Here is a 22,797-nt window from a genome sequence, read left to right on the forward strand (position 1 = left end):
GCTTGACGGGCATCCATGCCCGTCACCTCCCTGCGCAAGACCTGCGCTCGGCCTCCTGAAGTCGCAATCGGCGGTGCCTGGCATACCGCGCACTTAGAAGCAAAAGCAAAAGAAAAACAAAGCAAGGCAAAAATGAATCAACGGCACCGCAGCAGCGTCACAGTCGCCTGCTGGCTTCAGAACCGTGCGGTACTCACCGTGATATAGCCCTTGTCCAGCAGCGCAATGCGGATCACCGTCTCATCGGCTGGGGCCTTGCGCTTTTGCTTGATGCAAACGCCCTCGACAGCGATGTTACGGATGCGGTGCGCGATGAGGCGGCCACATGCGTCGAAAAACAACTCGCTGGCCAGCAACTCGATGCGTTCGATCAGCCCCCGCGTGCGCTCGTCGGTGGCACAAAAGAACAGTACTCCCGACCAGTGCGGGTCGTCGTCAGGGTTGCTGACATCATGGGCCAGCAGCTCGCGCAGGGCGCTGCGCAACTCGGCAGTGGTGCGGGTGTGTGGATGCATGCGCAGCTTCCTCTGGGACACAAGTGCCGATCATGTTTCCCATGGTGGTGCGCGGCAAGTAGGACGCTTCCGAGAGGTTGGGTAGGAATTTTCTGAACGTGTAGAGAGGTGCTGGGTGGCTTGCAAGCGGTCGACCTGCAAAAGCCAACCGCGGCCCGGCTCTTCTGTTGGCGGTGAGCTGTCAAGGCGCGGATTACGTGATGGCCGCCGCTCCGGCCTTGGCCACTTGGGCATCCTGTTCAGGCTTGACCCCGGATACACCGATGGCGCCGACCACCTGGCCATCCACCCGCAATGGCACGCCGCCCTCCAGGCTGGTCAGCAGCGGCGCGGTGACGAACGCGGTGCGCCCGCCGTTGACCATCTGTTCGTAATCGCGCGTTTCCTTGCGCCCCAAGGCCGAGCTGCGAGCCTTTTCAACGGCGATGTAGGCGCTGGCTGCCGCGCAGCCGTCCATGCGCTCCAGGCCAAGCGGATGGCCGCCGTCGTCGACCACCGCGATGGTGACCTTCCACTGGTGCGCCAGGGCCTCCTGGCGGGCGGCTGCAAGCAGGCGGGCAACTTCGGCCTGGCCTATCACGGACTTGCTATGCATGGCTGTTCTCCTGGTTCAGGGCTGCTTCGACGATTTCGATCCAGTGCCGTACCGGTGTGCGTCCGGCACCGTCGAGGTGGGTCTGGCAACCGATGTTGGCGGTGGCGATGAGTTGCGGCTTGCCGCTTTCCAGCGCGTTGAGTCGGTTGTCGCGCAGTTGCCGCGACAGTTCGGGCTGGGTCAGCGAGTAGGTCCCGGCAGAGCCGCAGCACAAATGGCCGTCGGGCACTGCGGTGAGGGTGAAGCCAAGCCGGGCCAGCAGGCTCTCCACCTGGCCGCCGAGCTTGAGGGCGTGCTGCAGGGTGCACGGGCAATGAAAAGCCAGGCGTTGTTCGGTGCACACGCCCAGTTGCTCGACCGGCTCGTCGCGCAGCACTTCCACCAGGTCGCGCGATAGCGCACTGACCCGCGCTGCCTTGGCCGCGTAAAGCGGATCCTTCTCCAGCAGGTGGCCGTAGTCACGCACGAAGGCGCCGCAGCCGCTGGCGGTCTGCACGATGGCTTCGGCGCCCGCGTCGATGGCGGGCCACCAGGCATCGATGTTGCGCCGGGCACGCTGCAGGCCTTGCTCCTGGGCATTGAGGTGGTAATCAACCGCGCCACAGCAGCCAGCTTCGAATGCAGGTTCCACGCTGATGCCCAGGCGGTCCAGCAACCGCGCGGTGGCGGCGTTGGTGTTGGGCGACAGGGCCGGCTGCACGCAGCCTTCAAGCAGCAGCACGCGGCGCGCGTGGCGCACCGCCGGGCGCTTGCCAGGGGAGGCCACCTGGGCGGGCAACTTGCGCTTGAGTGGGCCCGGCAGGACTGGGCGCAGGGCTTGGCCTGCGCGGGTCAGCGCCTTGAACAGCGCCGGGCGCGGCACCACTGCACGCAAACCTTGGCGCAGCAGGCGCTGGCCGAGCGGGCGCGGCACTTGCTGCTCCACCACGGCGCGGCCGATGTCCAGCAGGTCATGGTATCTGACCCCTGACGGGCAGGTGGTCTCACAGTTGCGGCAGGTCAGGCAGCGGTCCAGGTGCAGTTGGGTACTGGCGGTGACCGGCGCACCTTCGAGCACTTGCTTGATCAGGTAGATGCGCCCGCGCGGTCCGTCCAGTTCATCGCCGAGCAACTGGTAGGTGGGGCAGGTGGCCGTGCAGAAGCCACAGTGCACGCATGCGCGCAGGATGCTCTCGGCCTCTTCGGCGCGGGCCAGGCGCTTGGCGGTGTTGCTCAGGTTGGTTTGCATGGCGTGGCCTCACAGGTCCGGGTGCAGGCGGCCAGGGTTGAACAAGCCCTGGGGGTCGAGTTGGCGCTTGAGGGCGTGGTGATAACGCATCAGCGTGGCCGGCAGTGGTGCACTGCTGTGCTCGCCTTGGGCATAGCCGATGGCGTGGCCGCCGGCCTTGGCCGCCAGCTCGCGGATCGCCGTTGCGGGGGCGTTGGACTTCAGCCAGCGCTGCGCGCCGCCCCAGTCGATCAGCTGGCGCCCCGGCAGGTCCAGTTCGGCGGTGGCAATGGGCACCGATAGGCGCCACAGCGGTTCGGGGCCCTCGAAGAAGGCCAGGCGCTGCTCGCGCAGGTCACTCCAGAACGGGCTGTCGAGCACGTCGCCGCCCAGGCGCTGGCGGGCCGATTGCACCGAGCCTTCACCGCCTTCCAGGCGCAGGTACAGTGCTTCGCCGTCGTGGCAGGCTGCGCTGATCGGCAACGGCTGCTGACCCCATTCGGCCAGTTCAGCCAGGGCCTGATGGCGGTCCATCGGCAGGCGCAGGCTCAGGCATTGCCGGGGCCGTGGTAGCACCTTCAGCGATACTTCGGTTAGCAGGCCCAGGCAGCCGAAGCTGCCGGCCATCAGCCGCGAGACGTCGTAACCGGCAACGTTTTTCATCACCTCACCGCCAAAGCGCAGCAGCTTGCCGTGGCCGGTAATGACCCGCGTGCCGAGTACATAGTCGCGTACCGACCCGGCCCAGGGCCGACGGGGCCCGGACAGCCCCGCTGCTACCATGCCGCCCAGGGTCGCCCCGGCGCCGAGGTGGGGCGGTTCGCATGGCAGCATCTGCCCGGCCTCGAACAGCGCCGCCTCGATCTCTTGCAGTGGCGTACCGGCGCGAGCGGTGAGCACCAGCTCGGTCGGGTCGTAACTGACGATGCCGCAGTGGCCGCGGGTATCGACGAGCTCCCCGGTCACCGGGCGCCCCAGCATGGCTTTGCTGTTGCTGCCCTGAATGCGCAGCGGGGTGTTCAGGTTCAAGGCCTGGTTGACCTGTTCGAGCAGGTCCTGGCTCATGTCGCGGTCCAGGCTCATCAGAAGCGCTCCAGGTCAGGGAAGGGCAGTTGCCCGTGGTGCACATGCATGGCACCGAACTCGGCGCAGCGGTGCAGGGTGGGGATGTTCTTGCCCGGGTTGAGCAGCCCTTTGGGATCGAACGCTGCCTTCACGGCATGGAACAGGGTGATTTCGTCGCTGTTGAACTGCGCGCACATCTGGTTGATTTTCTCGCGGCCCACGCCATGCTCGCCGGTGATGCTGCCGCCCACTGCCACGCACAGTTCAAGGATGCGCCCGCCGATGGCTTCGGCGCGTTCCAGTTCGCCGGGCAGGTTGGCATCGAACAGGATCAGTGGGTGCATGTTGCCGTCGCCGGCGTGGAACACGTTGGCAACGCGCAGGCCGTACTGCGCGGACAGTTCGCTGATGCCCTTGAGCACGCGCGGCAGTTCGCGGCGCGGGATGGTCCCGTCCATGCAGTAGTAGTCCGGCGAGATGCGCCCCACCGCCGGGAATGCGTTCTTGCGGCCTGCCCAGAAGCGCACGCGCTCGGCCTCGTCGCAGGCCAGGCGCACCTCGCGGGCGCCGGCCTGCTGCAGTACCGCTGCCACACGCTCGCAGTCGTCCTGCACGTCGGCCTCGACACCATCGAGTTCGCACAAAAGGATCGCCGCAGCCTCTACCGGGTAGCCGGCGTGGATGAAGTCTTCGGCGGCGCGGATCGCCAGGTTGTCCATCATTTCCAGGCCACCGGGGATGATCCCGGCAGCAATGATTTCGGCCACGGCCCGGCCGGCGTCTTCGACACTATCGAAACTGGCCAGCAGGACCCGGGCGACCTGGGGCTTGGGCAGCAGTTTGACGGTCACTTCGGTGACGATCCCAAGCATGCCTTCGGATCCGGTGAACAGTGCCAGCAGGTCGAAGCCTGGGCTGTCGAGGGCATCGCTGCCCAGGGTCAGGCGTTCGCCTTCGACGGTGAGGATCTCCACCTTGAGCAGGTTGTGTACGGTCAAACCGTACTTCAGGCAGTGCACGCCTCCGGCGTTTTCAGCGACATTGCCGCCGATGGAGCAGGCGATTTGCGAAGAGGGGTCTGGCGCGTAGTAAAGGCCATAGGGCGCCGCTGCCTGGGAAATGGCCAGGTTGCGCACCCCCGGCTGAACCCGGGCGAAACGGCCTTGCGGGTTGACTTCAAGAATGCGGTTGAAGCGTGCCATGACCAGCAGGATGCCCTTGGCCAGTGGCAATGCGCCGCCTGACAAGCCCGTGCCGGCGCCACGCGCCACGACGGGTACGCCGCGTAGGTGGCAGAGCCGGAGTAACGTCTGCACCTGCTCCAGACGCTCGGGCAGCACCACCATCAGGGGCACGGTGCGGTAAGCAGAGAGGCCGTCGCATTCGTAAGGTGTGAGGTCTTCGTCCCGATGCAGGATCTCAAGGTCGGGCAGCGCTTCGCGCAAGGCCTGCAGCAGGGCCGGCTGGTCCACGGCAGGCAGCGCGCCATCGACCCGTTCGTCGTAGAGAATGTTCATCAGGCTCACTCAACGGCAGTTTTTGTTGTTGTGGGTAAACCGTTCACCCCCGCAGCCTGCGCGCCCCGTTGCCTCAGGTCGAGCCTGCAGCGCACTGGTCCTACCAGTTTTTTTGGCAGGTGCTGGTTATTTACCGGTTGGGATGCGTAGATTGGCGCAAGCTATGGAAGTGGTCCTACCAGTTGAGGGGGTGCACATGGTTGCTGAAGGCAAGGCCAAGGTCGCCGACCAGGTTGCCGAGCGGGTCGAACGGTTGATCGTCGAGGGTGTGCTCAAGGTGGGGCAGGCCTTGCCTTCGGAGCGACGCCTGGTGGAAAAGCTCGGCTGTTCACGCTCGGCACTGCGTGAAGGCCTGCGCATCCTGCGCGGGCGCGGCATCATCGACACCGAGCAGGGGCGCGGTTCGTTCGTCGCCGACCTGACCGGGCAGCAGGTGGGCGTCACCCCGCTGATGCACCTGTTCAGCTCGCAACCGCGCACCTTGTTCGACCTGTTGGAAGTGCGCGCGCTGCTCGAGGCCGAGTCCGCACGCCTGGCAGCGTTGCGTGCCACCGATGTGGACCGCCTGCTGATCCGCCGTCGCTACGAAGACATGCTCGCCGCCCACGCAGCGCCCGAAGGGCTGGATGCGCGTGAGCACGCCCACCGCGACCATGCATTCCACCGGGCGATCAGCGAGGCCTCGCACAACCCGGTGCTGGTGCACACCCTGCAGTCGCTCAGCGACCTGACCTTGAACACGGTGTTCGCATCGGTCAACAACCTGTATTGCCGCCCCGCGCAGAAGCGCCAGATCGACCGCCAACATGCGCGCCTGTATCACGCAGTGATGGAGCAATTGCCGGAGCAGGCGCAGCGGGCGGCGCGCGAACACATCAACGGGATTCGCGACAGTTTGCGCGAGATCGAGCAGGAGGAGCAGCGGTTGGTGCGGGCGACGATGCGCATGGACGGGTGGGGGTGAGGTGACCCTGAGGGCGCCGGATTGCCGGCGGCCCATAGGGCAGTTGTGGAAGTACCTTTATTATTGCGCCAGATGCCGGATCATCGCGACCGTCAGGTACAAGCGCGGCGCCACACTGCTCAGCTCGATGTACTCGTCGTCACCATGCAGCCCCGCGCCGACCACGCCCAGGGTTTCCAGTACCGCCGGCTTGTCGCTGCCCGGTACGTAGGCATAGCCGGCATCGGTGCCGAAGCGCATGGCAATCGGCTCGATCTTGTGGCCGACCTCGGCATACAGCTGCTGGGCAGTCTGGGCCAGCTTCGCCGATGCGTCATTGCGTGCCAGGGGGGGGCGGCCTTTTTCGACGGTGACGGTCGCTTGGGTATCGGCGACCAGCAGTTTTTTCACGATGCGCTGAGCGTCGCTCTGCACCCGGTCGGTCTCGCTCAGGTCCGAGTAGCGCATGTCCGCTTCGGCAGTGGCCAATGCCGGGATGATGTTGGCCTTTTCGCCGGCTTTGGCCAGGGTCCAGTTCACCGTGGTGCCTTTGCTGGCATCACCCAGGTCATTGAGCTGGAGCAACTGATGGGCCAGTTCGGTCAACGCGTTGCGCCCCTCCTCGGGGGCCGAGCCTGCGTGCGAGGCACGGCCCTTGACCTCGAGCCTGAGGCGGTTGATGCCATTGGTGGCGACCGTCACGGCGTCCTTGTCCGGTGGCTCGTAAGAGAACACGTAGTCATGCTTGCGCGCCAGTTCGGCGATGATCTGCTTCGACCCGGCCGAACCCATTTCCTCATCCGGGTTGAACAGCACGGTGAGCGTGCGGTAACCCTTGAACTCTTGCTGTTGCAGCAGTTTGAGTGCATGCAGGATCATCGCCACGCCACCCTTGGCGTCGGCAACGCCCGGGCCGTAGGCGCGTGGGCCATCCACGCGGAACGGGCGCTTGGCCACGGTGCCAGGGACGAAGACGGTGTCGTAGTGGACCATGAGCAGGAAATCTTTGCTGCCGGTACCTTTGAAGGTGCCGACGATGTTGTCGCCCACTGACGGTTTGGCGGAGTGGGTTTGCACCTGGGCACCCAATGCCTCGAGGCGCTGGACCAGCGCGGCGCTGACTTGTTCAAGGCCGGGCTCGGTGCCGGTACCGGTGTCGACCGAAACCAGGCTCTTGAGGGTTTCTAGGTAGGCTGCCTGTTCGCCTTGGGCTTGCTTGAGCAGGTCCTGGGGAGAAGGTTGGGCAGCGGTTGCCTGGGTACAGGCGATCAAAAGCGCCAGGGCGATGGCGTGGGGAGGGCGGGGCAAAGGCATCGGTTCTTCCTTGTCGTGGTGGACCGTTGAGCCTAGCCCCTCAAGCGTGTACCTGCCCGGGCAAATGCAGCCTTTTCGCGGGCACGCCCCGGGGGGCGGCCCGCGAGAAAGTCATACAGGCCTCAGTGGTGAGCCATTGGGTCATCTTGGGACAATATGGCTCGAGCCAGCTCTTCATCGCTGGCCTGCAAGCCAGGATTGTCCTTGCGTGCCTGTTCCAGCGCCGATTCCACGTAGGCGCCTCGAATAGCACCACCGCTGGCGACGAATGCAGACAACTCGTCACGGGCGGGGATGATCCGTTTGTCATCCTTGAAAGTCGAATACAGCGAGGCGGATACACCGGCCGAGGTAGCGACGTCGCCCGCATCGACGCGGGCCATGGCAGCACCGGCAGGCAGCAGGAGCAGCAATGCAGGTGCGAGGAATAGGTGGCGCATAGCGTGTTCTCCAATAGCGTGAAGCCCAAGGGAAATACCACTCAGTGAGTAAGATGGCGCAACTGGGGTGGTAGTTCCCTTGGTGGATCATTACCGTCGAGCGCGGATTGACAAAACTTTCAGCGCTTATGCTGGTGAGCGTCGATACAGCGGGCGCGGCGTGCTCGGATCGAGTTCGGTGAGCTTGGCGCCGGCTATGACGAAGCCGGCGCGCTCTGCCAGGCGCTGGCTGGCCTGGTTGTCGATATCGGTGGTCAGCCACACCGGGGTTGCGATGGCATCGAGCAGGCCGGTCAATGCTTCGCGCATCAGCCCTTTGCCACTGAACGCCTGGCTGGCCCAGTAACCTACCTCGTACTCTGCGTTGCCCGGGCGCAGACCGATGCAGCCGATGACTGCGTCACTGTCCGCGTGCAGCACGAAGTACCGCTTTTCGGCTGCGGGGTCGAGAAATTCACCGGCACTCAGTTGCAGGCTCTCGCGTACTTCCTGCAGCGTCCAGTCAGGTTTGGCCCAGGCCAGGAAGGGTTGGTGCAGGGTGTAGCTTTCGAGCAGGGCCTGGCGCAGTTGCGCTGCAAGGGCCGGGTCGGGGCGGACCAGGCGGGTGCGCGGGGTGGTCAGGGAGAAAGGGAGTGTGGGGTAGGGCATACGGGCCATCCTGGCGTGAAGGAGTACCACTCTACTTTGCGCGTACTGCATTGACCGTGTCGAGCGGGCGTGGTCTGCTCAGCTTGACGACCCATTTGCGGTCCCCACGAACAGCGCCATCGACCCTGGGAAAATGAAGGACCACCATGCCCGACTACAAACTGCACTGCTTCGCCGAATCCGGCAATGCCTATAAAGCTGCCCTCATGCTCGAACTCACCGGCCAGGTCTGGCAGCCGGTGTTCGTCGATTTCTTCAACGGCCAGACTCGTGAGCAAAGCTGGCGTGATGAGGTCAACGAGCAGGGCGAAGTGCCGGTGCTGGAGCATGCGGGCCAGAAAATCACCCAGTCGGCGCTGATCCTTGAATACCTCGCCGAACGCACCGGCCAGTTCGGCCCGCGCGATGACAACGAAAAGCGCGAAATCTGGCGCTGGATGCTGTTCGACAACCACAAGTTCACTGCCTATTACGCGGCGCTGCGGTTCATTTTCTGCCTGAAGAACGCTGGCGAAACACCGGTAACCCAGTTTCTGCGCGAGCGCGCCACGGCTGCTTACCGGGTGGTCGATGCGCACTTGGCGAAAACGCCCTATATGGTCGGTGGGCGCTTGACCATCGCCGACCTGTCGCTGGCGGGCTATGTGTTCATGCCGGAAGATACCGGCATCCCGTTGGCACAGTTCACCCATATTGAAGCGTGGAAAGCGCGTATCCAGGCGCTGCCGGGCTGGAAGCATCCCTATGAACTGATGCCACGCACAGCGCCGGTCTGATCGGCCGCGTCGTACTTGAGGGCGGCCGGGTGAAAACTACCCAGCCGCGTCCTGCTTTGGTGCGCGGCGGCCTCAAATTGAGTCAACAGGCACATAAAAAACCATCAAGAACGGGCCATTCTGTGCAACCTGCACACTATTTGTCATGCCGTGCGCCTGCTATTTCGCCGTACATCGGCCAGCAAAAAGCGGCCCGCATATTGCTCTAGCTGCTCCAACCTAAACCCGGAGCACCTGACAATGAGTTCCCCCTCCGAATTCCCGCTTTGCGAGGCGCCGCAGCACGCCCGCAAGGGCCTTTTGCCAATCGCCATGGTCCTGTTCAGTTTCACCTTCTTCACCGGCACGATGTTCGCCGGGGGCAAGCTGGGCATGGCCTTCGGGTTCATCGACATGCTCTGGATCGCCACCCTCGGCAACACGCTGCTGGCCCTTTACGCCGCCGCGCTGGCGTTCATCGCTTCGCGCAGCGGGCTCAACACTGTACTGATGGGGCGCTTCTGCTTCGGCGAGGCGGGCAGCCGGCTGTCGGACTTCCTGCTCGGTTTCGCCGAACTGGGCTGGTATGCGTGGGGCACGGCCACTGTAGCGATCGTGCTGGTAAAGCTGCTTGGGCTGGCCGAGGGCTTCACCGTGCCGCTGATGGTGCTGTTCGGGTTGGGCTTCAGCATCACGGCATTGGTCGGTTTCAAGGGGCTGGACCTGTTGTCGCGGGTATCGGTACCGCTGATGTTCGCCCTGTTGATCGTCTCCATGGTAATCGCCACCCGCGACGTGGGTGGCCTGCAGCAACTGGCGGCGCTGGTGCCGCATGAGACCATGACCTTCTCGGCAGCGGTGACCATGGTCTTCGGCACCTTTGCCAGCGGCGCCACCCAAGCCACCAACTGGACGCGCCTGTCGCGCAGCGGGCGGGTGGCGGTGACGGCCAGTATGGTGGCATTTCTGCTCGGCAACGGGCTGATGGTCGTGGCCGGTGCCTGGTGCGCGATGGTCTACCAGCAGGCCGACATCGTCGAGGTGATGATGCTGCAAGGGCTCTCGTTCGCAGCGGTGGTCATGCTCTGCCTCAACCTGTGGACCATCCAGGGGCCGACCATCTACAACGTTGCCGCCGCAGCGTGTCACCTGGTGCGCAGCGAACGCCGGCGCACGGCAACACTGGTGGCGGCAGGAGTAGGCATCGTGTTGGCGATCGGTGGCATGTACGAGTTGCTGATTCCCTTCCTGGTATTGCTGGGTTCGATCATCCCGCCGGTGGGTGGGGTGATCATGGCCGACTTCTGGTACCGCCACCGTGGCAAGTATCCGGCCCTGGCCACGGTCAGCCTGCCGCGCTACAACCTGCTGGGGCTGTTCGCCTATGGGGTCGGTGCGCTGGCGGCCTATGCCTCGCCCTGGGTGGCGCCACTGGTGGGTATCGGCGCCTCGGCGCTGTGCTATATCGTGCTGCTTGAGCTCGGCGGCCGACGCCGGGCACTGGGCCAGGCGCGGGCCGAGCCGTGAGCCTGGCCCTGGAAGAGATCCTGCACCTGCCCGGCCTGCACGAGATGAGCGTGCGGGCTGGCGCACGCAACCTGCAGCGGCGGGTGCGCTGGCCCTACGTGGCGGAGAACGAGGGCATCGCCGAATGGGTGATGGGCGGTGAGCTGGTGTTCGTCACCGGCATCAACCACCCACGTGGCGAGGGCAACCTGTTGAGCCTGGTCGAAGACGGCGATGCGGTGGGTATCGCCGGCATGGTGATCCTCACGGGCGGTACCTTCATCCAGTGTATTCCGGCCGCGGTAATCGCGCGCGCCGAGCAGTTGGGGTTGCCACTGATCGAACAGCCCTATGCCCTGAAGATGGTGGTGGTCACCCACCTGATCGGTACCGCACTGGTACAGATGGCCCAGGTGCGCCGCTCGCGCAACGACATCCTCGGGCAACTGCTGACCGGTGACTATCCAAGCCTGGCCATCGCCCGCCAGCGGGCCGCGCACCTGCAGCTCGACCTGGACGGGCCGCGGCGTTTGGTGGCGTTGCGCTTGTCGGCGGTCGACGGGCTGTTCGAGCGGCATGGCCTGGCCAAAGGCGAACGCCTGTGGCAGGACACCCGCCAAACCCTGGAAGACCGGCTTGAAGCCTGGTGCCGGGCCCGGGCCGGCGCGGTCACCGCGCAACTGGCCGGTGACCTGTTCGTGTTGCTGCTGCCCGATACCCCGGACTTGCGTGCAGCCTTGGCCGGCCTGCACCGGCAGTTGGCCGCGCAGGCAGGTGAGATGGGGCTGTTCATGGGCCTGTCGAGCCTCGCCGAGGACTGTGGCCATTACCGCCAAGCCCTCAACCAGGCGCGTCAGGCCCTGGAGGTTGCGCAAAACCTGCGCCCGGCCACCGGCTTGTGCGACTTCAGCGAGCTCGGTGTATTGCGCCTGCTGCAGGGCATCGTCGACCGTTCGCTGATCGATGACTTCGTCGCCCAGACCCTCGGCCCGCTGCGCGCCCCCGGGCGTAAACAGCCCAACGCACTGCTGCACACCCTCGACGCGCTGCTCAAGGAAAACGGCAACGGTCTCAAGGCCGGGCAGCGCCTGGGTTTGCACCGCAACACCATCAACCAACGGATGCAACGCATCGAGCAACTGAGCGGGCAGTCCCTGGACGACCCGCTTTTCCGTATGAACGCTGCGGTCGCTATGCTGATATGGCGCATGACCGAAGCCCAAGGCAAGGAGTAACTCCATGAACATCATCAACGCACGACTGCGCGGTAAGCCCTGCCTGATGCGCATCGAACTGGACGGCGAGCGTATCGCCGCCATTGTGCCCCAGGCCAATGCCGTCATGCCCGCCAGCCCCGACGACCTGGACGCCCAACAGAACCTGGTGGTGCCCCCCTTCGTCGAGCCGCACATTCACCTCGATGCCACTTTGACCGCCGGTGAGCCGAACTGGAACATGAGCGGCACGCTGTTCGAGGGGATCGAGCGCTGGGCCGAGCGCAAGGCAATCACCACCCACGACGACATCAAGACCCGCGCCAAGAAGACCATCGGCATGCTCGTGGACCATGGCATCCAGCATGTGCGTACCCATGTGGATGTGACCGACCCCAAGCTCACGGCGCTCAAGGCGATGGTCGAGGTGCGTGAGGAGGTGCGCGAGCTGATCGACCTGCAGATCGTCGCGTTCCCGCAGGAAGGCATCGAGTCGTACGCCAACGGCCGTGCGTTGATGACCGAGGCGGTGGCGATGGGCGCCGACGTGGTCGGCGGCATTCCACATTTCGAGAACACCCGCGACCAGGGCGTGTCGTCAGTGAAATTCCTCATGGAGCTGGCCGAGCGTACGGGCTGCCTGGTAGACGTGCATTGCGACGAGACCGACGACCCGCAGTCGCGCTTCCTCGAGGTGCTGGCCGAAGAAGCGCGGGTGCGCGGGATGGGGCCACGGGTGACCGCAAGCCACACCACGGCCATGGGTTCCTATGACAATGCCTACTGCTCCAAACTGTTCCGCCTGTTGAAAATGTCGGGCATCAATTTCGTTTCGTGCCCGACCGAGAGCATCCACTTGCAGGGGCGCTTCGACAGCTACCCCAAACGCCGCGGGCTGACGCGTGTGGCCGAGATCGACCGGGCAGGCATGAACGTGTGCTTCGGCCAGGATTCGATCGTCGACCCCTGGTACCCGCTGGGCAATGGCAACATCCTGCGCATACTCGAGGCAGGGCTGCACATCTGCCACATGCTGGGCTACGAAGACCTGCAACGTTGCCTGGACCTGATCACCGACAACAGTGCGCGCACGCTCAACCTTGGTGAGCGCTACGGCATCGAGGTGGGGCGCCCGGCGAACCTTTTGTTGCTGTCGGCGCCGGACGACTATGAGATGGTGCGCAGCCAGGGCCATGCGCTGGTGTCGGTGCGCCACGGCAAGGTGCTGATGCGCCGTACACAGGCGCAGGTCGAACGGTTCGCCTGAAGCGGGAAGGGGCCACTGAGTGCTTGCCTGGCGACGCTGAACTTGGCACCCTTTGTGGCCGCCGAACCGTCCATGCCGTGACAGAAGGAAACCTACCGTTGAGTTGGGACAAAATCGGGAAACTGCTCGTAGCCCTGTTGCTTGGCCTGATGGTCTGGCTGGTGGCCTACGTGGTGCTCAAGGACAACGCCCGCCTCGAAGCTTCCCTGACCTATTCCTACCTCACCTACCCAAGCCAGTTCAGCGAGCGCATCAGCAAGACCAACGAACAGCTCAAGTACGAGCGGCTGCAGCCTCGCATCGCCGGCATTGGCCAGGGGGCGCTGAGCCAGGATCAGGTCGACAGGCTGATCGACCTGGCCCAGGCACCCTACGCCCAACTGTTCGCCAAACCGTTCGAGGCCGGGTTGGTGGATCACCGTACCGGCTTGCTCATAGAGCTGCGCAACACCGGTCACACCGAGGTGCGCGAGGTCAAGGTGCGCCTGCCGGCCAAGGGTTTGGTGCAAGTGCGCGACGGCTCAGGCAACGACACCCTCTACGAGGCCTCCACGCCCATGGTCGAGATCCCGGTCATCGAGCAAGGCAGGGCGTGCAAGGTGTGGGTGTATTTCGATGCCGACTACTCGCAGATCCGCCAGGGGGGTATCAGCATCAGCCATGCCGACGGTGTGGCGGATGTGCAGGTGTATCGAGAATTCATCGGTTTCCCGGCGTTGGTGGCGCGCTACAGCCGGGAGCTGATGGTGCTGCTTGGTGTGCTGGGGCTCAGTGTGCTGGGCCTGGGCTACGCCTGCCTTGCGCGGCCACGCAAGCCCGCATTGCCCTCCTGATGACTTAGTGGCTGCCGTCGTGCAGGGCCAGGCTTTGGCGCAACTGCTCGATCACGGCTGTGCGCAATGCCTCTGGCGCCTGTACACGTATGGAGCCCGCTTGGGACAGCAGCCAGCCCATCAACGCGCGGCTGTCGTCGACAGTGGCATCCAGGGTCGCCCCGCCGTTGCCGTGCGGGGCCAGGCGCATGTCATCTGACAAGGGCTGGTCCTCCAGGCGCCGTGCGAGGGCGTCATCCACCCAGGCGCGCAATTCGATCTGCCGGGCAGGGCAGAGCGCATCCGGCTGCAGTTGCTGAGCCTCACCGAGGCTGCGGCCTGGCTGCCAGTACCAGCCGTAGGGCATGCCCTTGTTGTTGCAGCGTAAATGGAACAGCGACGCAAGCTCATTGAGGTCACGTTCCACCGTGCGTTTGCTGGTCTTGTAGCCGACCTTGGCCAACGCGGCCTGCAACTGTGTGGAGCTCATGCCCGGATGGCGGTCGGGCAGCAATTTGAGCAGTTGCCACTGGCGGGCGATCGTGTGGCGGGTAGAGTTGCTGGGCAAAGGGCTCGTCCTTGAAGTTCAGGCGTGGTGCATGCCTGAATGATGGCAATTGGCTATTGCCGCGAGCATACCCGTTCAGTGAATAGGATCCAAGTTCAGCAGGATGAGCGGCCTGCGCACTTGTTTCACGATTCGGCGCCACCCCATGCTCAGGCAGGCAGGCGCTGCCAAAGCCGGCGATCACCAGGCGGAGCATTTCCTCAAGGCTCGGCTAAGACGCCACGATGCGGTCGGGAAATCCCTGCTGGTCACGGACGATGGTCAGCGGCGAGAGCATTCCGCCAATCTGGTCGCTGGTGAAACCGACGAAGATCTCCCGTTGCGCTTGCCGTGTGTGATTGCACAGGAGAGGGGAACCTGGAGAGCCTGGAGGCGAATGGACGGGGCAGATTGGCGGTAAGTGCTGTTTGCCGGCAACTTTGTTGTTGCTGCCGGCGTCTATGCTGATCTTCGATCTTGGCGAACGAGATTTCGCTTCCTGGAGCTGTGGTGTCAGCGCTGCTCAGAGCACATACTTTTTTTGGGTCAAAAAATCGGGTTCTCGCCAATTGGGACCTTTGATGTACCCGTATCCACCCTGTTGTATCAGTCCTTCGTCAATCATTTTCTTGATCAAGTTCATGAGTTGCAGGCAATCGCCAATGTTTACCCATGCATGCCGGTTGTACAGATTGTCGAGCCGTGGGTGAGAAATGCCATCACTCCTGGCGAGCCACAAAATGACATCTGTGGGGCTCTCGTTCGTTACTATTTCGCTGATCGTGTTCATTTGTTTTCTCGCGCAATCTGTTGGTTATCTGCTTCGATGGCTTCTGGAGTGTAAAGCAGTTCGGGTTCTGAGGTGAGTTGGTAGTCTTCCAGTGTTGCTGTGTGTGTATTGTTCCACACCTCACCAACATCGCTTGGTCTGATTTTATCTGGGATTCCAAGTGCGCGAAAGCGCTCAAGCTCCCTTGTTTCATGAGTGTAGAATCGCTTATCTGTGTCGGTCGCTTGTGATGTGCCTTGTAGGATTTTTTCAAGCCTGTCGATCATGATGTCATTGGCATCGGAGGGTTCGAATCGACTGACATGCAATTTGACTAGGTCAACTCCCGTTTGGTTGATCGTGGCTTCTCGCCAGTCCAGGCGTTCGATAGGCCCGCCTGCTTTGTCTGGATTGTAGGCCCTGCCGCTGTATGTGCCTATAGTTGTAGCGCCGGGATACGGCGAATTGAATACGATATATAACGGCGGCAGGCCAGACTCTACCGGGAAGCAGTAAATGCAATCTCTGGGATTTTGGGGTTCATTTGCGGGGAAGGGCGTCGCCGCGCTGCTGGCCGTTTCGAGATTTACACCCTTATAGGGGTTGGGCTTGACGGGTATGCCTGGAGATGTGGTCGAAGAGCCACCAGCGACATGAATGGGGAATGTAAGTCGTATCGGGAAGTCCCTTGATGGGACCGAGACGTAACTGTTACTCGCTTCATCGAATATGAGGGCGCGCACGGGTATCTGGTGCGCTGCATCTGCTGTACTCAGATGCCTCGTAAGGATGTAGGTGTCGAGGTCAGTGTGGATTCGAAGCGGGGACTCAAGGAGACCTTCGGTTGTAGCAAGCTCATTAAGGTTCTCGGGTAGGTCAGGGATCAGCAGCTCTGCCGGGATGCTCAAGGCCGAATCATGGTACAGGTCAGAGTTCCCTAGTTCAGGGGAGTAAAGGACACCGCCGATACCCAGTCTGAAAATTCGCAATGCTGCAGCTTCGGCCATGTTAATCAGTCTACGTCCTGCATACTTCAGTCCGAATTCAATGTATCGACTTATTGCTATGGGGCCTTGGGTTGTGCCTAATTGAATTGTTGGGTTCGTCGTCAGGATGATGGTGTTGCTGTGAGGGCGCTCCTGGTTTCTGTTTTGTAGAACTGATGTTGCTGTATGGTGAGTTTTTTCCAGCTCTCTCAAAACCTTCTTCAGGCAACGCTTCAGCACAATTTCGATTTGGGCGGCAGTGAGGCTGATTGCGAGTTTGTACAATGCCTCTTCAATTATGAAGAATTCGCTTTCTTCTTCGATGTATACGTATGCCGTGACCTCGAAAAACTGGGCCAAGGTCTGGTCGTTTGGGGCGTAAACATGAATGCCGTTGTAGAGGTCTGTGTGCTGGCCTGCCTGACGACGAATTTCGCTGTAAAGAAGCAGGAGCAGTGCCTTTTTTGCAAAGAGCTTGCCGGCGGTTTCGCTGTGAGTCTGGTCAATGTCTAGATACTGCTTTTCCAAGTAGGTTGCAAGACCGGGTTCCCCCGCAGGACAAGACGCTTCAATGCTGTTGATCACATTCTGCGCAATACTTTCAGCACTCTCCAAAAGCGCATTGTCAGTAAGCGCTGTTATGTCTGGCGGCGTTATTGGTATTGTGAAAGGCTGTTTCCATGAGAGCAAGGTTTCGAAGTCATAATCAAAAGGCGCGGAGGAGTATATTTCGTCAAGTTCAGGGTTTGTTATGGTTCTGCGGGCAGTCATTTCTCTTTCCTGTGATGCAGGTTTGGAGAGAAATATGATGTGACTGTTGTCACCCAAGACTAAGATGGAATTGGTTCTTAGGCCACTTTCATGGCCCTGACTTTATTCGCCCAGGCATTGGGAGTGGCGCCGCAGCGACTGAGGGTGCGTTCGAAGACTGGGCAGCGAGGCATGAGCAGGGCTGTGGTTATCGGCCCCGGTGTTTACCTACGCAGAGGTATTGTGTGAACACACGATGTGCCTGCTCATAGCACCCTGCGGATAGAGCGCCGCGCGCGGCGCTCGCTGTCGCAGACGCTGGAAATGCCGCGGCGAGCAGCCCCACAGCACAATCCCTGAGCCCTAAATCCCCGCCCGGCGCACGTGCTTCACCAACACCTTCTCCAACAACTCCCACATCGCAGGGTCGGTACTGAACGCCACGTTGAACCGCATCCACCCGGTCGGCTTGGCATCGACCATGAACAACTGCCCGGGCCCGAGCATGATGCCTTTCTCCAGCGCATCATCCAGTAGCGCTGCGCTGTCCGGGATGGCCGGGTGGCGGGTCCAGATATACATGCCTTCATCCGACTCGATGAACAGCTCGAAACCCAGCCGGTGCAGGTGCCGGCCAACTTCCTGGTGGGCCTCGGCCAGGCGCTGGCGCAGGCGCTTGAGGTGCTTGCGCCAGCGGCCGTCGATGATCGCGGCATACACCACACGCTCCATCACCTGCGAGGTGGTCAGGCCCGAGCGCATCTTCAGGTGCAGCAGCTTCTGCGCCAGTTCCGGGTTGGCCAACAGGTAGCCGACCCGCACGTTGGGCGAAATGCTCTTGGAGTAGCTGCCCACGTACACCACCTGCTGCAGGTGGTCGAGGCTGGCCAGGCACGGCTGCGGCTCGGCGACCATGTCGGCGTACAGGTTGTTTTCCACCAGGCGAAAGCCGTGCTGGCTGGCCAGCTGCAGCAAGCGGTGCAGCTGCGCCAGCGGGGTGCGCGAACAGGTCGGGCTGTGCAGGTGCGGCTGAGTGAAGAAAGCCGTCGGGCGGTGGTGCGCCAACAGCTGTTCGAGGTGGTTGAGGTCGTAGCCGTTGGGGGTGCGCGGCACGCCGATCAAGGTGGCGCCCTGGGTGCGCAGAATGCTCATCAGGTTGGGGTAGCCGGGGTCGTCCACCAGCACCACGTCACCGGGGCGCACAAGCGTGCGCACGGCCAGGTCCAAAGCCTGGCTGGCACCGTGGGTGAGCATCAGCTGGGCGGTGTTGGCGACGATCGACAGTTCCTGCTGCAGGTTCTGCGCGGTCAGCGCGCGCAATTCCGGCAGGCCCATCGGGTCGCCATAGCCGGACAGTTCCAGCGGGCTGCCGGCAACCTGGCGCAGGCCGCGGCGCAGGCCTTCTTCGTACATCCAGTCGTTGGGCAGCCAGCCGCAGCCCGGTTTGAATGGCAACTGACGGGTCTCAAAGATCTGCTGCAGGTACCATTCGGAGTTGAACGATGGTCGACTGGCGTCGGCCTCGGCGCTGTGGTTGTCCAGCAATTCGGCCGCCGCGCGGTTGACGAAGAACCCGGCATTGCCCTTGCTCACCAGCAGCCCCTGGGCGACCAGGCGGTCGTAAGCCTCGACCACGGTGAAGGTGCTCACCGAATAGGTCGCGGCAAACGCGCGGATCGACGGGACCTTGGCACCTGGCTTGAGGGTCTGGTTGTCGATCAGCTCACGCAGCCCGTCGATGATCTGGTTGACCAACGGCGTCGAGGAGTCTGGGTGTAATTCAAGCATTCGGGGGCCTTGAGGGTGCGTAACGGCAGGCGCCTGCAGGGTGTATTGCATCGGCGACCTGTACAGTGCAGTGCGACTTTCATGCCACTGTGCATGGCTCTATGTGTCGGACATTTTTACATTAGGTGTCAGATAGCGCCACATAAAGCATGTTCAGTTCGCTCCAGGGGCAAACCTTGGGGCGCGTCAGCAGGCCGCCATGGAAGGCCTGCGTGTGTAACAGCACACCTCCTGCCCGCATTAGCACTGATGTACAGGTGAGGCCGATGACCATCGCGGTCTTACAGTTTTCCTTGGATAAAAAGAAGCACGGGGTACACAACTGATGGACGCAACATCCACAACCACCACCGCGAACAGCGGGCACGAGAGCAAACTCAGTGCCTCGCTCAAGTCGCGCCACCTGACGATGATGTCGATCGCCGGGGTTATCGGCGGCGCCTTGTTCGTCGGCTCCGGCAGCGTGATCCACAGCGCCGGCCCGGCTGCTGTCCTGGCCTACCTGGCAGGCGGCATCCTGGTGGTACTGATCATGCGCATGCTGGGTGAAATGGCGACTTCGTCGCCCGACACCGGTTCGTTTTCCACCTACGCCGACCGCGCCATTGGCCGTTGGGCCGGTTTCACCATCGGCTGGCTGTACTGGTGGTACTGGGTCATCCTCATGGCCTGGGAAGCTTATGTGGCGGGCAAGATCCTGCATGGTTTCTTCCCTGATGTAAGCGTCAACGTGTTCGTGCTGGCCACGACCCTGGTGCTGATCACCGTCAACTTCTTCAACGTCAAGCACTACGGCGAGTTCGAGTTCTGGTTCGCGTTGATCAAGGTGATCGCGATCGTCTGCTTCCTGATCGTGTGTACTGCAGCGGTGATGAACATCTGGCAGTTCGGTGAAGTGCGCGGCATCACCCACCTGACCGCCGAAGGCTTCATGCCCAATGGCATCACCACGGTGATCGGTGCGTTGCTTGGCGTGATGTTCGCCTTCCTCGGTGCCGAAATCGTCACCATCGCCGCATCCGAAGCCAAGGACCCGGCCACCCAGATCGTCAAGGCCACCAACTCGGTGGTGTGGCGTGTATGCCTGTTCTACGTCGGCTCGATCTTCCTGATCGTCTGCCTGGTGCCGTGGAACGACCCGCACCTGGGCGTTTCCGGTTATGGCGCCTACCGCCGCACCTTGGAACTGCTGGGTGTGCCGTATGCCGAGCTGTTGATGAACTTCGTGGTACTGACGTCGGTGAGCAGCTGCCTGATCTCGGGCCACTACACCGCTTCGCGCATGCTGTTCTCGCTGGCACAGCGTGGCGATGCGCCGTCGTTCTTCAAGACAACCCGCGCCGGTACCGGCGTACCGGTGAACGCGATCATCGGTTCGTGCGCCGTGGCCGTGGTGTGTGCGCTGATCAACTTCAGCGAGACCCTGCGCCCGAAAGACGTGCTCGATACACTGATGAACACCACCGGCATGATCGCTTTGCTGGTGTACCTGGTGATTGCCTTCTCGCAGCTGCGCATGCGCCGCAAGCTGATCGCCGAGGGCAAGGAAGTACGCCTGAAGATGTGGCTGTTCCCGTGGCTGACCTACCTGGTGATCGCCTTCATCGTCGCCGCACTGGTGACCATGGCCTTCATGCCTGACTACCAGATCCTGGTGATCTCCACCGGCATTGCTGCCGCCGTCGTGGTGGCCATGGGTTTGGTGCACCAGATGCGCAGCGCCCGCAAGCACTAAGCGCTAGTGGTTGCCCGAAGCGGCCGGCTCCCTCGAGGACCCGGCCGTTTCGCGTTGATGGGCGGGAGTTTTGTCCGCTGGCATGTGAAAGCGCCCGTTCATCCACGGTGAGCCGAGGAGGGCGGCGGCGCTGATCAGGGCCAGTAGGGCCAGGGCGAGGAATGGTTTCATGGGCATGCGCATAAGGGGCTGACTTCAAGGATGAGCTAACAGTTCCCGCGACAGGGCCCGTACAGGCGACAGATGGCTTATGCTGAGCACATTGCCCGCCAAAAGGAGCCCCTCATGGCCTGGTCCGCCACCCAGTATTCCCTGTTCGAAGACGAACGCACCCGTGCGGTGCGCGACCTGCTTGCCGCGGTGCCTCCCCGCCCGGTGCGCCACGCTACCGACTTAGGTTGCGGCCCTGGTAATTCCACCGAAATACTGCTGCAGCGCCACCCCGATGCCCAGGTGACTGCCCTGGACAGCGACCCGGATATGATCGACAAGGCGCGCGCACGCCAGCGCCTGCGCATCCCCAGGGTGCGTTGCGAAATTGCCGATATCGCCCACTGGACCGCCCCCGAACCGCAGGACCTGATCCTGGCCAACGCTTCGCTGCAATGGGTGCCCGACCACGGTTCGCTCTATCCGCACCTGGTGCGCCAGCTGAGTGAAGGTGCAAGCCTGGCCGTGCAAACCCCGGACAACCTCGACGAGCCGGCCCACCGCCAGTTGCGCGAGATTGCCGGCCGCGGCCCCTGGGCCGAAAAATTCGCCGACCTGAGCTTGCCGCCCCGGCATAGCGCAGCGTTCTACTACGACCTGCTCAGCCCGCTGTGTACGCGGGTGGATGTGTGGCGCACGACCTACCATCACCCGTTGACCGGTGGCGCCGAGGCCGTGGTGGAGTGGTTCAAGGGCTCGGCCCTGCGGCCTTATCTGGCCAGGCTGGACGAGCAGGAGCAGGCGAGCTTCCTGCAGATGTACTTGCAGGCCATGCAGCACGACTACCCGGCGGCCACCGACGGCAAGGTGCTGCTGCCGTTCCCGCGGCTGTTTGTGATTGCTACGCGGTAGGTGAATGGCGCCAGCGCCAGATCACGTAGCTATAGACGCCGAGGTTGACCAGCAGCACGACGCCGCCCAGCAGCCACTGGATCTGCGGCGTCAACCCCGCGGGGTAGATCAGCGGCCAGATGTAGTGCTCGACGAAGCCGCCGTGGTAGCCGGCATCGCCTGCGGCGAAGCGCATGCGATTCTCCCAGCCGGTCAACGGGCACTCCAGGTGCAGGCCCTCAACCGCCAGGCCCCAGGCCAGGGCGGGCAGGTGGATGAACAGGGCGGGGCGCCATCTGAGCGTCAGCAGGCCGCCGAACAGCACCAGCAGGATGAAGGCCAGGTGCAGCAGCACCAGCGTGTCGGCGGCTAGGCGGAAAATCATGAGTTGTGCATTTTGAGAGGAATGTATACCCAGCATAGTTATGAAGGCTCAGCGCAAAACCAGTGGGAGCTGGCTTGCCGGCGATAGGGCCGGGAAGGCCCCTACAAGCTTTCCTGCACCAACTGCAGGAACGTCGCCACCACCCGCCGTGTACGCTGCTCGCTCAAACATACCAGTGTCTCGGTGAGGTGCCGCTGGCAATCGACAATGGGCAGCGCGCACACCCGCGCATCGGCGCCGAACTCAGCGGCCGACACCACCCCCACGCCAATCCCCACCACCACCGCCTCGCGCGCGGCCTCGCGGCCTTCGACCTGGATTGCCGCGCGTATTTTCAACCCGGCGCGTTGCATTTCTTCCTCCAGTGTCTGCCGGGTCACCGAGCCAGGCTCGCGCAGCACCAGCGGCGTGTCGTCCAGGTCCGCCAGGCTGATCGAGCCACGGCTGGCCCAGGGGTGGTTGTGCGAGACGAACGCCACCATCGGGTCGCGGCGCAGCGGCATGCAGTGCAGTCGCTCATCGTCGACATCGCGCCCTAACAGTGCCAGGTCAGCCTGATAGCTGAACAGCCGGGCCAGGGACTCGTCGGTGTTGCCGGTCTCGACCTTGACCTGGATGCCCGGGTAGCGCTGGCAGAAACGTGCGATCTGCGGCAGCACATGCACCGGCGCATCCACCGCCAGCACCAGGCTGCCGGTGTGCAGGGCGCGGGAGTCCTGCAGCAGTTCGTGGGCTTCGGCCTCACAGGCGAACAGGCGCTTGCTGATGCCCAGCAGGCGTTCGCCCAGGTCGGTCAACTGCACCGAACGCTTGTTGCGGTGGAACAGCAGCACCCCGAAGCGCTCTTCGAGCTTGCGCACCTGGTCGGACACGGCCGGCTGGGTCAAAAACAGCTTTTCTGCCGCCCGGGTGAAGCTGCCGTGCACGGCCACTGCGTGGAAAGCCCTGAGTTGAGCGTGGGACACCGACATGTGAACTCCAGTAACAAGCTGAGCTTA

General features: G+C 63.0%; 23 protein-coding genes and 1 pseudogene. 8 read left to right on the top strand and 16 right to left on the bottom strand.

All coding sequences use genetic code 11. The features are described from left to right. Positions 1 to 176: 176 nt before the first annotated feature. The 5 genes from EGJ09_RS00690 to glcD form a co-directional block, all read right to left on the bottom strand. A complete protein-coding gene (locus tag EGJ09_RS00690; protein ID WP_125922916.1) occupies positions 177 to 515 on the bottom strand; it encodes a hypothetical protein in 339 nt (112 codons plus the stop codon). Positions 516 to 708: 193 nt separating this feature from the next. Beyond that, positions 709 to 1,110, bottom strand: a complete 402-nt coding sequence (locus tag EGJ09_RS00695) for a heme-binding protein (RefSeq protein WP_125922917.1) — start codon at positions 1,108 to 1,110, stop codon at positions 709 to 711. Further along, positions 1,103 to 2,338 carry a glycolate oxidase subunit GlcF gene (gene glcF / locus EGJ09_RS00700; protein ID WP_125922918.1) on the bottom strand — a complete coding sequence of 412 codons (1,236 nt, stop codon included), beginning with the start codon at positions 2,336 to 2,338 and terminating at the stop codon, positions 1,103 to 1,105. The genes EGJ09_RS00695 and glcF overlap by 8 nt, the downstream gene beginning before the upstream one ends. Before the next feature lie 9 nt (positions 2,339 to 2,347). Continuing rightward, a complete protein-coding gene (gene glcE, locus EGJ09_RS00705; protein WP_125922919.1) occupies positions 2,348 to 3,400 on the bottom strand; it encodes a glycolate oxidase subunit GlcE in 1,053 nt (350 codons plus the stop codon). Continuing rightward, positions 3,400 to 4,899 carry a glycolate oxidase subunit GlcD gene (glcD, locus tag EGJ09_RS00710; RefSeq protein ID WP_125922920.1) on the bottom strand — a complete coding sequence of 500 codons (1,500 nt, stop codon included), beginning with the start codon at positions 4,897 to 4,899 and terminating at the stop codon, positions 3,400 to 3,402. The genes glcE and glcD overlap by 1 nt, the downstream gene beginning before the upstream one ends. Positions 4,900 to 5,095: 196 nt before the next feature. Here glcD and glcC point away from each other — a divergent pair, with 196 nt between their 5' ends. After that, positions 5,096 to 5,863: a transcriptional regulator GlcC gene (gene glcC, locus EGJ09_RS00715; RefSeq protein WP_125922921.1), complete on the top strand. Its 768-nt coding sequence runs from the start codon at positions 5,096 to 5,098 to the stop codon at positions 5,861 to 5,863. A gap of 60 nt (positions 5,864 to 5,923) precedes the next feature. Here the strand turns inward: glcC and EGJ09_RS00720 are convergent, their stop codons facing one another. From EGJ09_RS00720 to EGJ09_RS00730, 3 genes are all read right to left on the bottom strand, one after another. Further along, the gene (locus tag EGJ09_RS00720) at positions 5,924 to 7,156 is read right to left on the bottom strand and encodes a M20/M25/M40 family metallo-hydrolase (protein WP_125922922.1); all 1,233 of its coding nucleotides are present in this window, start codon (positions 7,154 to 7,156) and stop codon (positions 5,924 to 5,926) included. Positions 7,157 to 7,278: 122 nt separating this feature from the next. After that, the gene (locus EGJ09_RS00725; RefSeq protein ID WP_012314094.1) at positions 7,279 to 7,596 is read right to left on the bottom strand and encodes a DUF2388 domain-containing protein; all 318 of its coding nucleotides are present in this window, start codon (positions 7,594 to 7,596) and stop codon (positions 7,279 to 7,281) included. Positions 7,597 to 7,722: 126 nt separating this feature from the next. Next, complete coding sequence (locus tag EGJ09_RS00730; RefSeq protein ID WP_012314095.1) at positions 7,723 to 8,244, bottom strand: GNAT family N-acetyltransferase; 522 nt, start codon at positions 8,242 to 8,244, stop codon at positions 7,723 to 7,725. 146 nt (positions 8,245 to 8,390) lie between these two features. Between EGJ09_RS00730 and EGJ09_RS00735 the strand changes: the two genes are divergently transcribed. The 5 genes from EGJ09_RS00735 to EGJ09_RS00755 all read left to right on the top strand — a co-directional run bounded on the left by EGJ09_RS00735 (position 8,391) and on the right by EGJ09_RS00755 (position 13,819). Then, positions 8,391 to 9,020 (top strand): glutathione S-transferase family protein, encoded by a 630-nt coding sequence (locus EGJ09_RS00735; protein ID WP_125922923.1) that lies wholly within the window; start codon positions 8,391 to 8,393, stop codon positions 9,018 to 9,020. 240 nt (positions 9,021 to 9,260) lie between these two features. Continuing rightward, a complete protein-coding gene (codB, locus tag EGJ09_RS00740) occupies positions 9,261 to 10,526 on the top strand; it encodes a cytosine permease (RefSeq protein WP_115275088.1) in 1,266 nt (421 codons plus the stop codon). Continuing rightward, on the top strand, positions 10,523 to 11,740 hold the full coding sequence (locus EGJ09_RS00745) for a PucR family transcriptional regulator (RefSeq protein ID WP_125922924.1): 1,218 nt from the start codon (positions 10,523 to 10,525) through the stop codon (positions 11,738 to 11,740). Before codB ends, EGJ09_RS00745 begins: the two co-directional genes overlap by 4 nt. Before the next feature lie 4 nt (positions 11,741 to 11,744). After that, entirely contained in the window at positions 11,745 to 12,986 is a 1,242-nt protein-coding gene (codA, locus tag EGJ09_RS00750) for a cytosine deaminase (RefSeq protein WP_125922925.1), read from the top strand. Between the two features lie 98 nt (positions 12,987 to 13,084). Continuing rightward, complete coding sequence (locus EGJ09_RS00755) at positions 13,085 to 13,819, top strand: hypothetical protein (protein WP_125922926.1); 735 nt, start codon at positions 13,085 to 13,087, stop codon at positions 13,817 to 13,819. 4 nt (positions 13,820 to 13,823) lie between these two features. Here EGJ09_RS00755 and EGJ09_RS00760 read toward each other — a convergent pair whose 3' ends face one another. The 5 genes and pseudogenes from EGJ09_RS00760 to EGJ09_RS00780 all read right to left on the bottom strand — a co-directional run bounded on the left by EGJ09_RS00760 (position 13,824) and on the right by EGJ09_RS00780 (position 18,638). After that, positions 13,824 to 14,366 carry a WYL domain-containing protein gene (locus EGJ09_RS00760; RefSeq protein ID WP_125922927.1) on the bottom strand — a complete coding sequence of 181 codons (543 nt, stop codon included), beginning with the start codon at positions 14,364 to 14,366 and terminating at the stop codon, positions 13,824 to 13,826. A gap of 130 nt (positions 14,367 to 14,496) precedes the next feature. Beyond that, a pseudogene (locus EGJ09_RS00765) lies at positions 14,497 to 14,688 on the bottom strand (LysR family transcriptional regulator); the annotation flags it as partial. 180 nt (positions 14,689 to 14,868) lie between these two features. Continuing rightward, entirely contained in the window at positions 14,869 to 15,135 is a 267-nt protein-coding gene (locus EGJ09_RS00770; RefSeq protein ID WP_125922928.1) for a hypothetical protein, read from the bottom strand. Next, entirely contained in the window at positions 15,132 to 16,871 is a 1,740-nt protein-coding gene (locus EGJ09_RS00775) for an S-type pyocin domain-containing protein (protein ID WP_125922929.1), read from the bottom strand. The genes EGJ09_RS00770 and EGJ09_RS00775 overlap by 4 nt, the downstream gene beginning before the upstream one ends. Before the next feature lie 342 nt (positions 16,872 to 17,213). Next, positions 17,214 to 18,638, bottom strand: coding sequence for a PLP-dependent aminotransferase family protein (locus EGJ09_RS00780; protein ID WP_039601970.1), 1,425 nt, complete (start codon positions 18,636 to 18,638; stop codon positions 17,214 to 17,216). A gap of 325 nt (positions 18,639 to 18,963) precedes the next feature. Here EGJ09_RS00780 and EGJ09_RS00785 point away from each other — a divergent pair, with 325 nt between their 5' ends. Further along, positions 18,964 to 20,373, top strand: coding sequence for an amino acid permease (locus EGJ09_RS00785; RefSeq protein ID WP_125922930.1), 1,410 nt, complete (start codon positions 18,964 to 18,966; stop codon positions 20,371 to 20,373). Between the two features lie 3 nt (positions 20,374 to 20,376). Here the strand turns inward: EGJ09_RS00785 and EGJ09_RS26675 are convergent, their stop codons facing one another. Further along, positions 20,377 to 20,556 carry a hypothetical protein gene (locus EGJ09_RS26675; RefSeq protein ID WP_046785498.1) on the bottom strand — a complete coding sequence of 60 codons (180 nt, stop codon included), beginning with the start codon at positions 20,554 to 20,556 and terminating at the stop codon, positions 20,377 to 20,379. A gap of 102 nt (positions 20,557 to 20,658) precedes the next feature. Between EGJ09_RS26675 and tam the strand changes: the two genes are divergently transcribed. Then, positions 20,659 to 21,435 (top strand): trans-aconitate 2-methyltransferase, encoded by a 777-nt coding sequence (gene tam, locus EGJ09_RS00795; RefSeq protein WP_046785497.1) that lies wholly within the window; start codon positions 20,659 to 20,661, stop codon positions 21,433 to 21,435. On the opposite strand, the gene EGJ09_RS00800 is transcribed toward tam, so the two are convergent. Next, the gene (locus tag EGJ09_RS00800) at positions 21,425 to 21,799 is read right to left on the bottom strand and encodes a DUF2784 domain-containing protein (RefSeq protein ID WP_125922931.1); all 375 of its coding nucleotides are present in this window, start codon (positions 21,797 to 21,799) and stop codon (positions 21,425 to 21,427) included. The genes tam and EGJ09_RS00800 overlap by 11 nt on opposite strands. Positions 21,800 to 21,900: 101 nt before the next feature. Beyond that, positions 21,901 to 22,770 (bottom strand): LysR substrate-binding domain-containing protein, encoded by an 870-nt coding sequence (locus EGJ09_RS00805; protein ID WP_125922932.1) that lies wholly within the window; start codon positions 22,768 to 22,770, stop codon positions 21,901 to 21,903. Between the last annotated feature and the right edge of the window lie 27 nt (positions 22,771 to 22,797).

This window comes from Pseudomonas sp. p106 (genome assembly GCF_003936645.1).
Classification (GTDB): Bacteria; Pseudomonadota; Gammaproteobacteria; order Pseudomonadales; family Pseudomonadaceae; genus Aquipseudomonas; species Aquipseudomonas putida_E.

Bases quoted from the DNA above. Each gene is read 5' to 3' on its own strand.
- EGJ09_RS00690 (WP_125922916.1), bottom strand. From the start codon at position 515: ATGCATCCACACACCCGCACCACTGCCGAGTTGCGCAGCGCCCTGCGC.
- EGJ09_RS00695 (WP_125922917.1), bottom strand. From the start codon at position 1,110: ATGCATAGCAAGTCCGTGATAGGCCAGGCCGAAGTTGCCCGCCTGCTT.
- glcF (WP_125922918.1), bottom strand. From the start codon at position 2,338: ATGCAAACCAACCTGAGCAACACCGCCAAGCGCCTGGCCCGCGCCGAA.
- glcE (WP_125922919.1), bottom strand. From the start codon at position 3,400: ATGAGCCTGGACCGCGACATGAGCCAGGACCTGCTCGAACAGGTCAAC.
- glcD (WP_125922920.1), bottom strand. From the start codon at position 4,899: ATGAACATTCTCTACGACGAACGGGTCGATGGCGCGCTGCCTGCCGTG.
- glcC (WP_125922921.1), top strand. From the start codon at position 5,096: ATGGTTGCTGAAGGCAAGGCCAAGGTCGCCGACCAGGTTGCCGAGCGG.
- EGJ09_RS00720 (WP_125922922.1), bottom strand. From the start codon at position 7,156: ATGCCTTTGCCCCGCCCTCCCCACGCCATCGCCCTGGCGCTTTTGATC.
- EGJ09_RS00725 (WP_012314094.1), bottom strand. From the start codon at position 7,596: ATGCGCCACCTATTCCTCGCACCTGCATTGCTGCTCCTGCTGCCTGCC.
- EGJ09_RS00730 (WP_012314095.1), bottom strand. From the start codon at position 8,244: ATGCCCTACCCCACACTCCCTTTCTCCCTGACCACCCCGCGCACCCGC.
- EGJ09_RS00735 (WP_125922923.1), top strand. From the start codon at position 8,391: ATGCCCGACTACAAACTGCACTGCTTCGCCGAATCCGGCAATGCCTAT.
- codB (WP_115275088.1), top strand. From the start codon at position 9,261: ATGAGTTCCCCCTCCGAATTCCCGCTTTGCGAGGCGCCGCAGCACGCC.
- codA (WP_125922925.1), top strand. From the start codon at position 11,745: ATGAACATCATCAACGCACGACTGCGCGGTAAGCCCTGCCTGATGCGC.
- EGJ09_RS00770 (WP_125922928.1), bottom strand. From the start codon at position 15,135: ATGAACACGATCAGCGAAATAGTAACGAACGAGAGCCCCACAGATGTC.
- EGJ09_RS00775 (WP_125922929.1), bottom strand. From the start codon at position 16,871: ATGACTGCCCGCAGAACCATAACAAACCCTGAACTTGACGAAATATAC.
- EGJ09_RS00780 (WP_039601970.1), bottom strand. From the start codon at position 18,638: ATGCTTGAATTACACCCAGACTCCTCGACGCCGTTGGTCAACCAGATC.
- EGJ09_RS00785 (WP_125922930.1), top strand. From the start codon at position 18,964: ATGGACGCAACATCCACAACCACCACCGCGAACAGCGGGCACGAGAGC.
- EGJ09_RS26675 (WP_046785498.1), bottom strand. From the start codon at position 20,556: ATGCGCATGCCCATGAAACCATTCCTCGCCCTGGCCCTACTGGCCCTG.
- tam (WP_046785497.1), top strand. From the start codon at position 20,659: ATGGCCTGGTCCGCCACCCAGTATTCCCTGTTCGAAGACGAACGCACC.
- EGJ09_RS00800 (WP_125922931.1), bottom strand. From the start codon at position 21,799: ATGATTTTCCGCCTAGCCGCCGACACGCTGGTGCTGCTGCACCTGGCC.
- EGJ09_RS00805 (WP_125922932.1), bottom strand. From the start codon at position 22,770: ATGTCGGTGTCCCACGCTCAACTCAGGGCTTTCCACGCAGTGGCCGTG.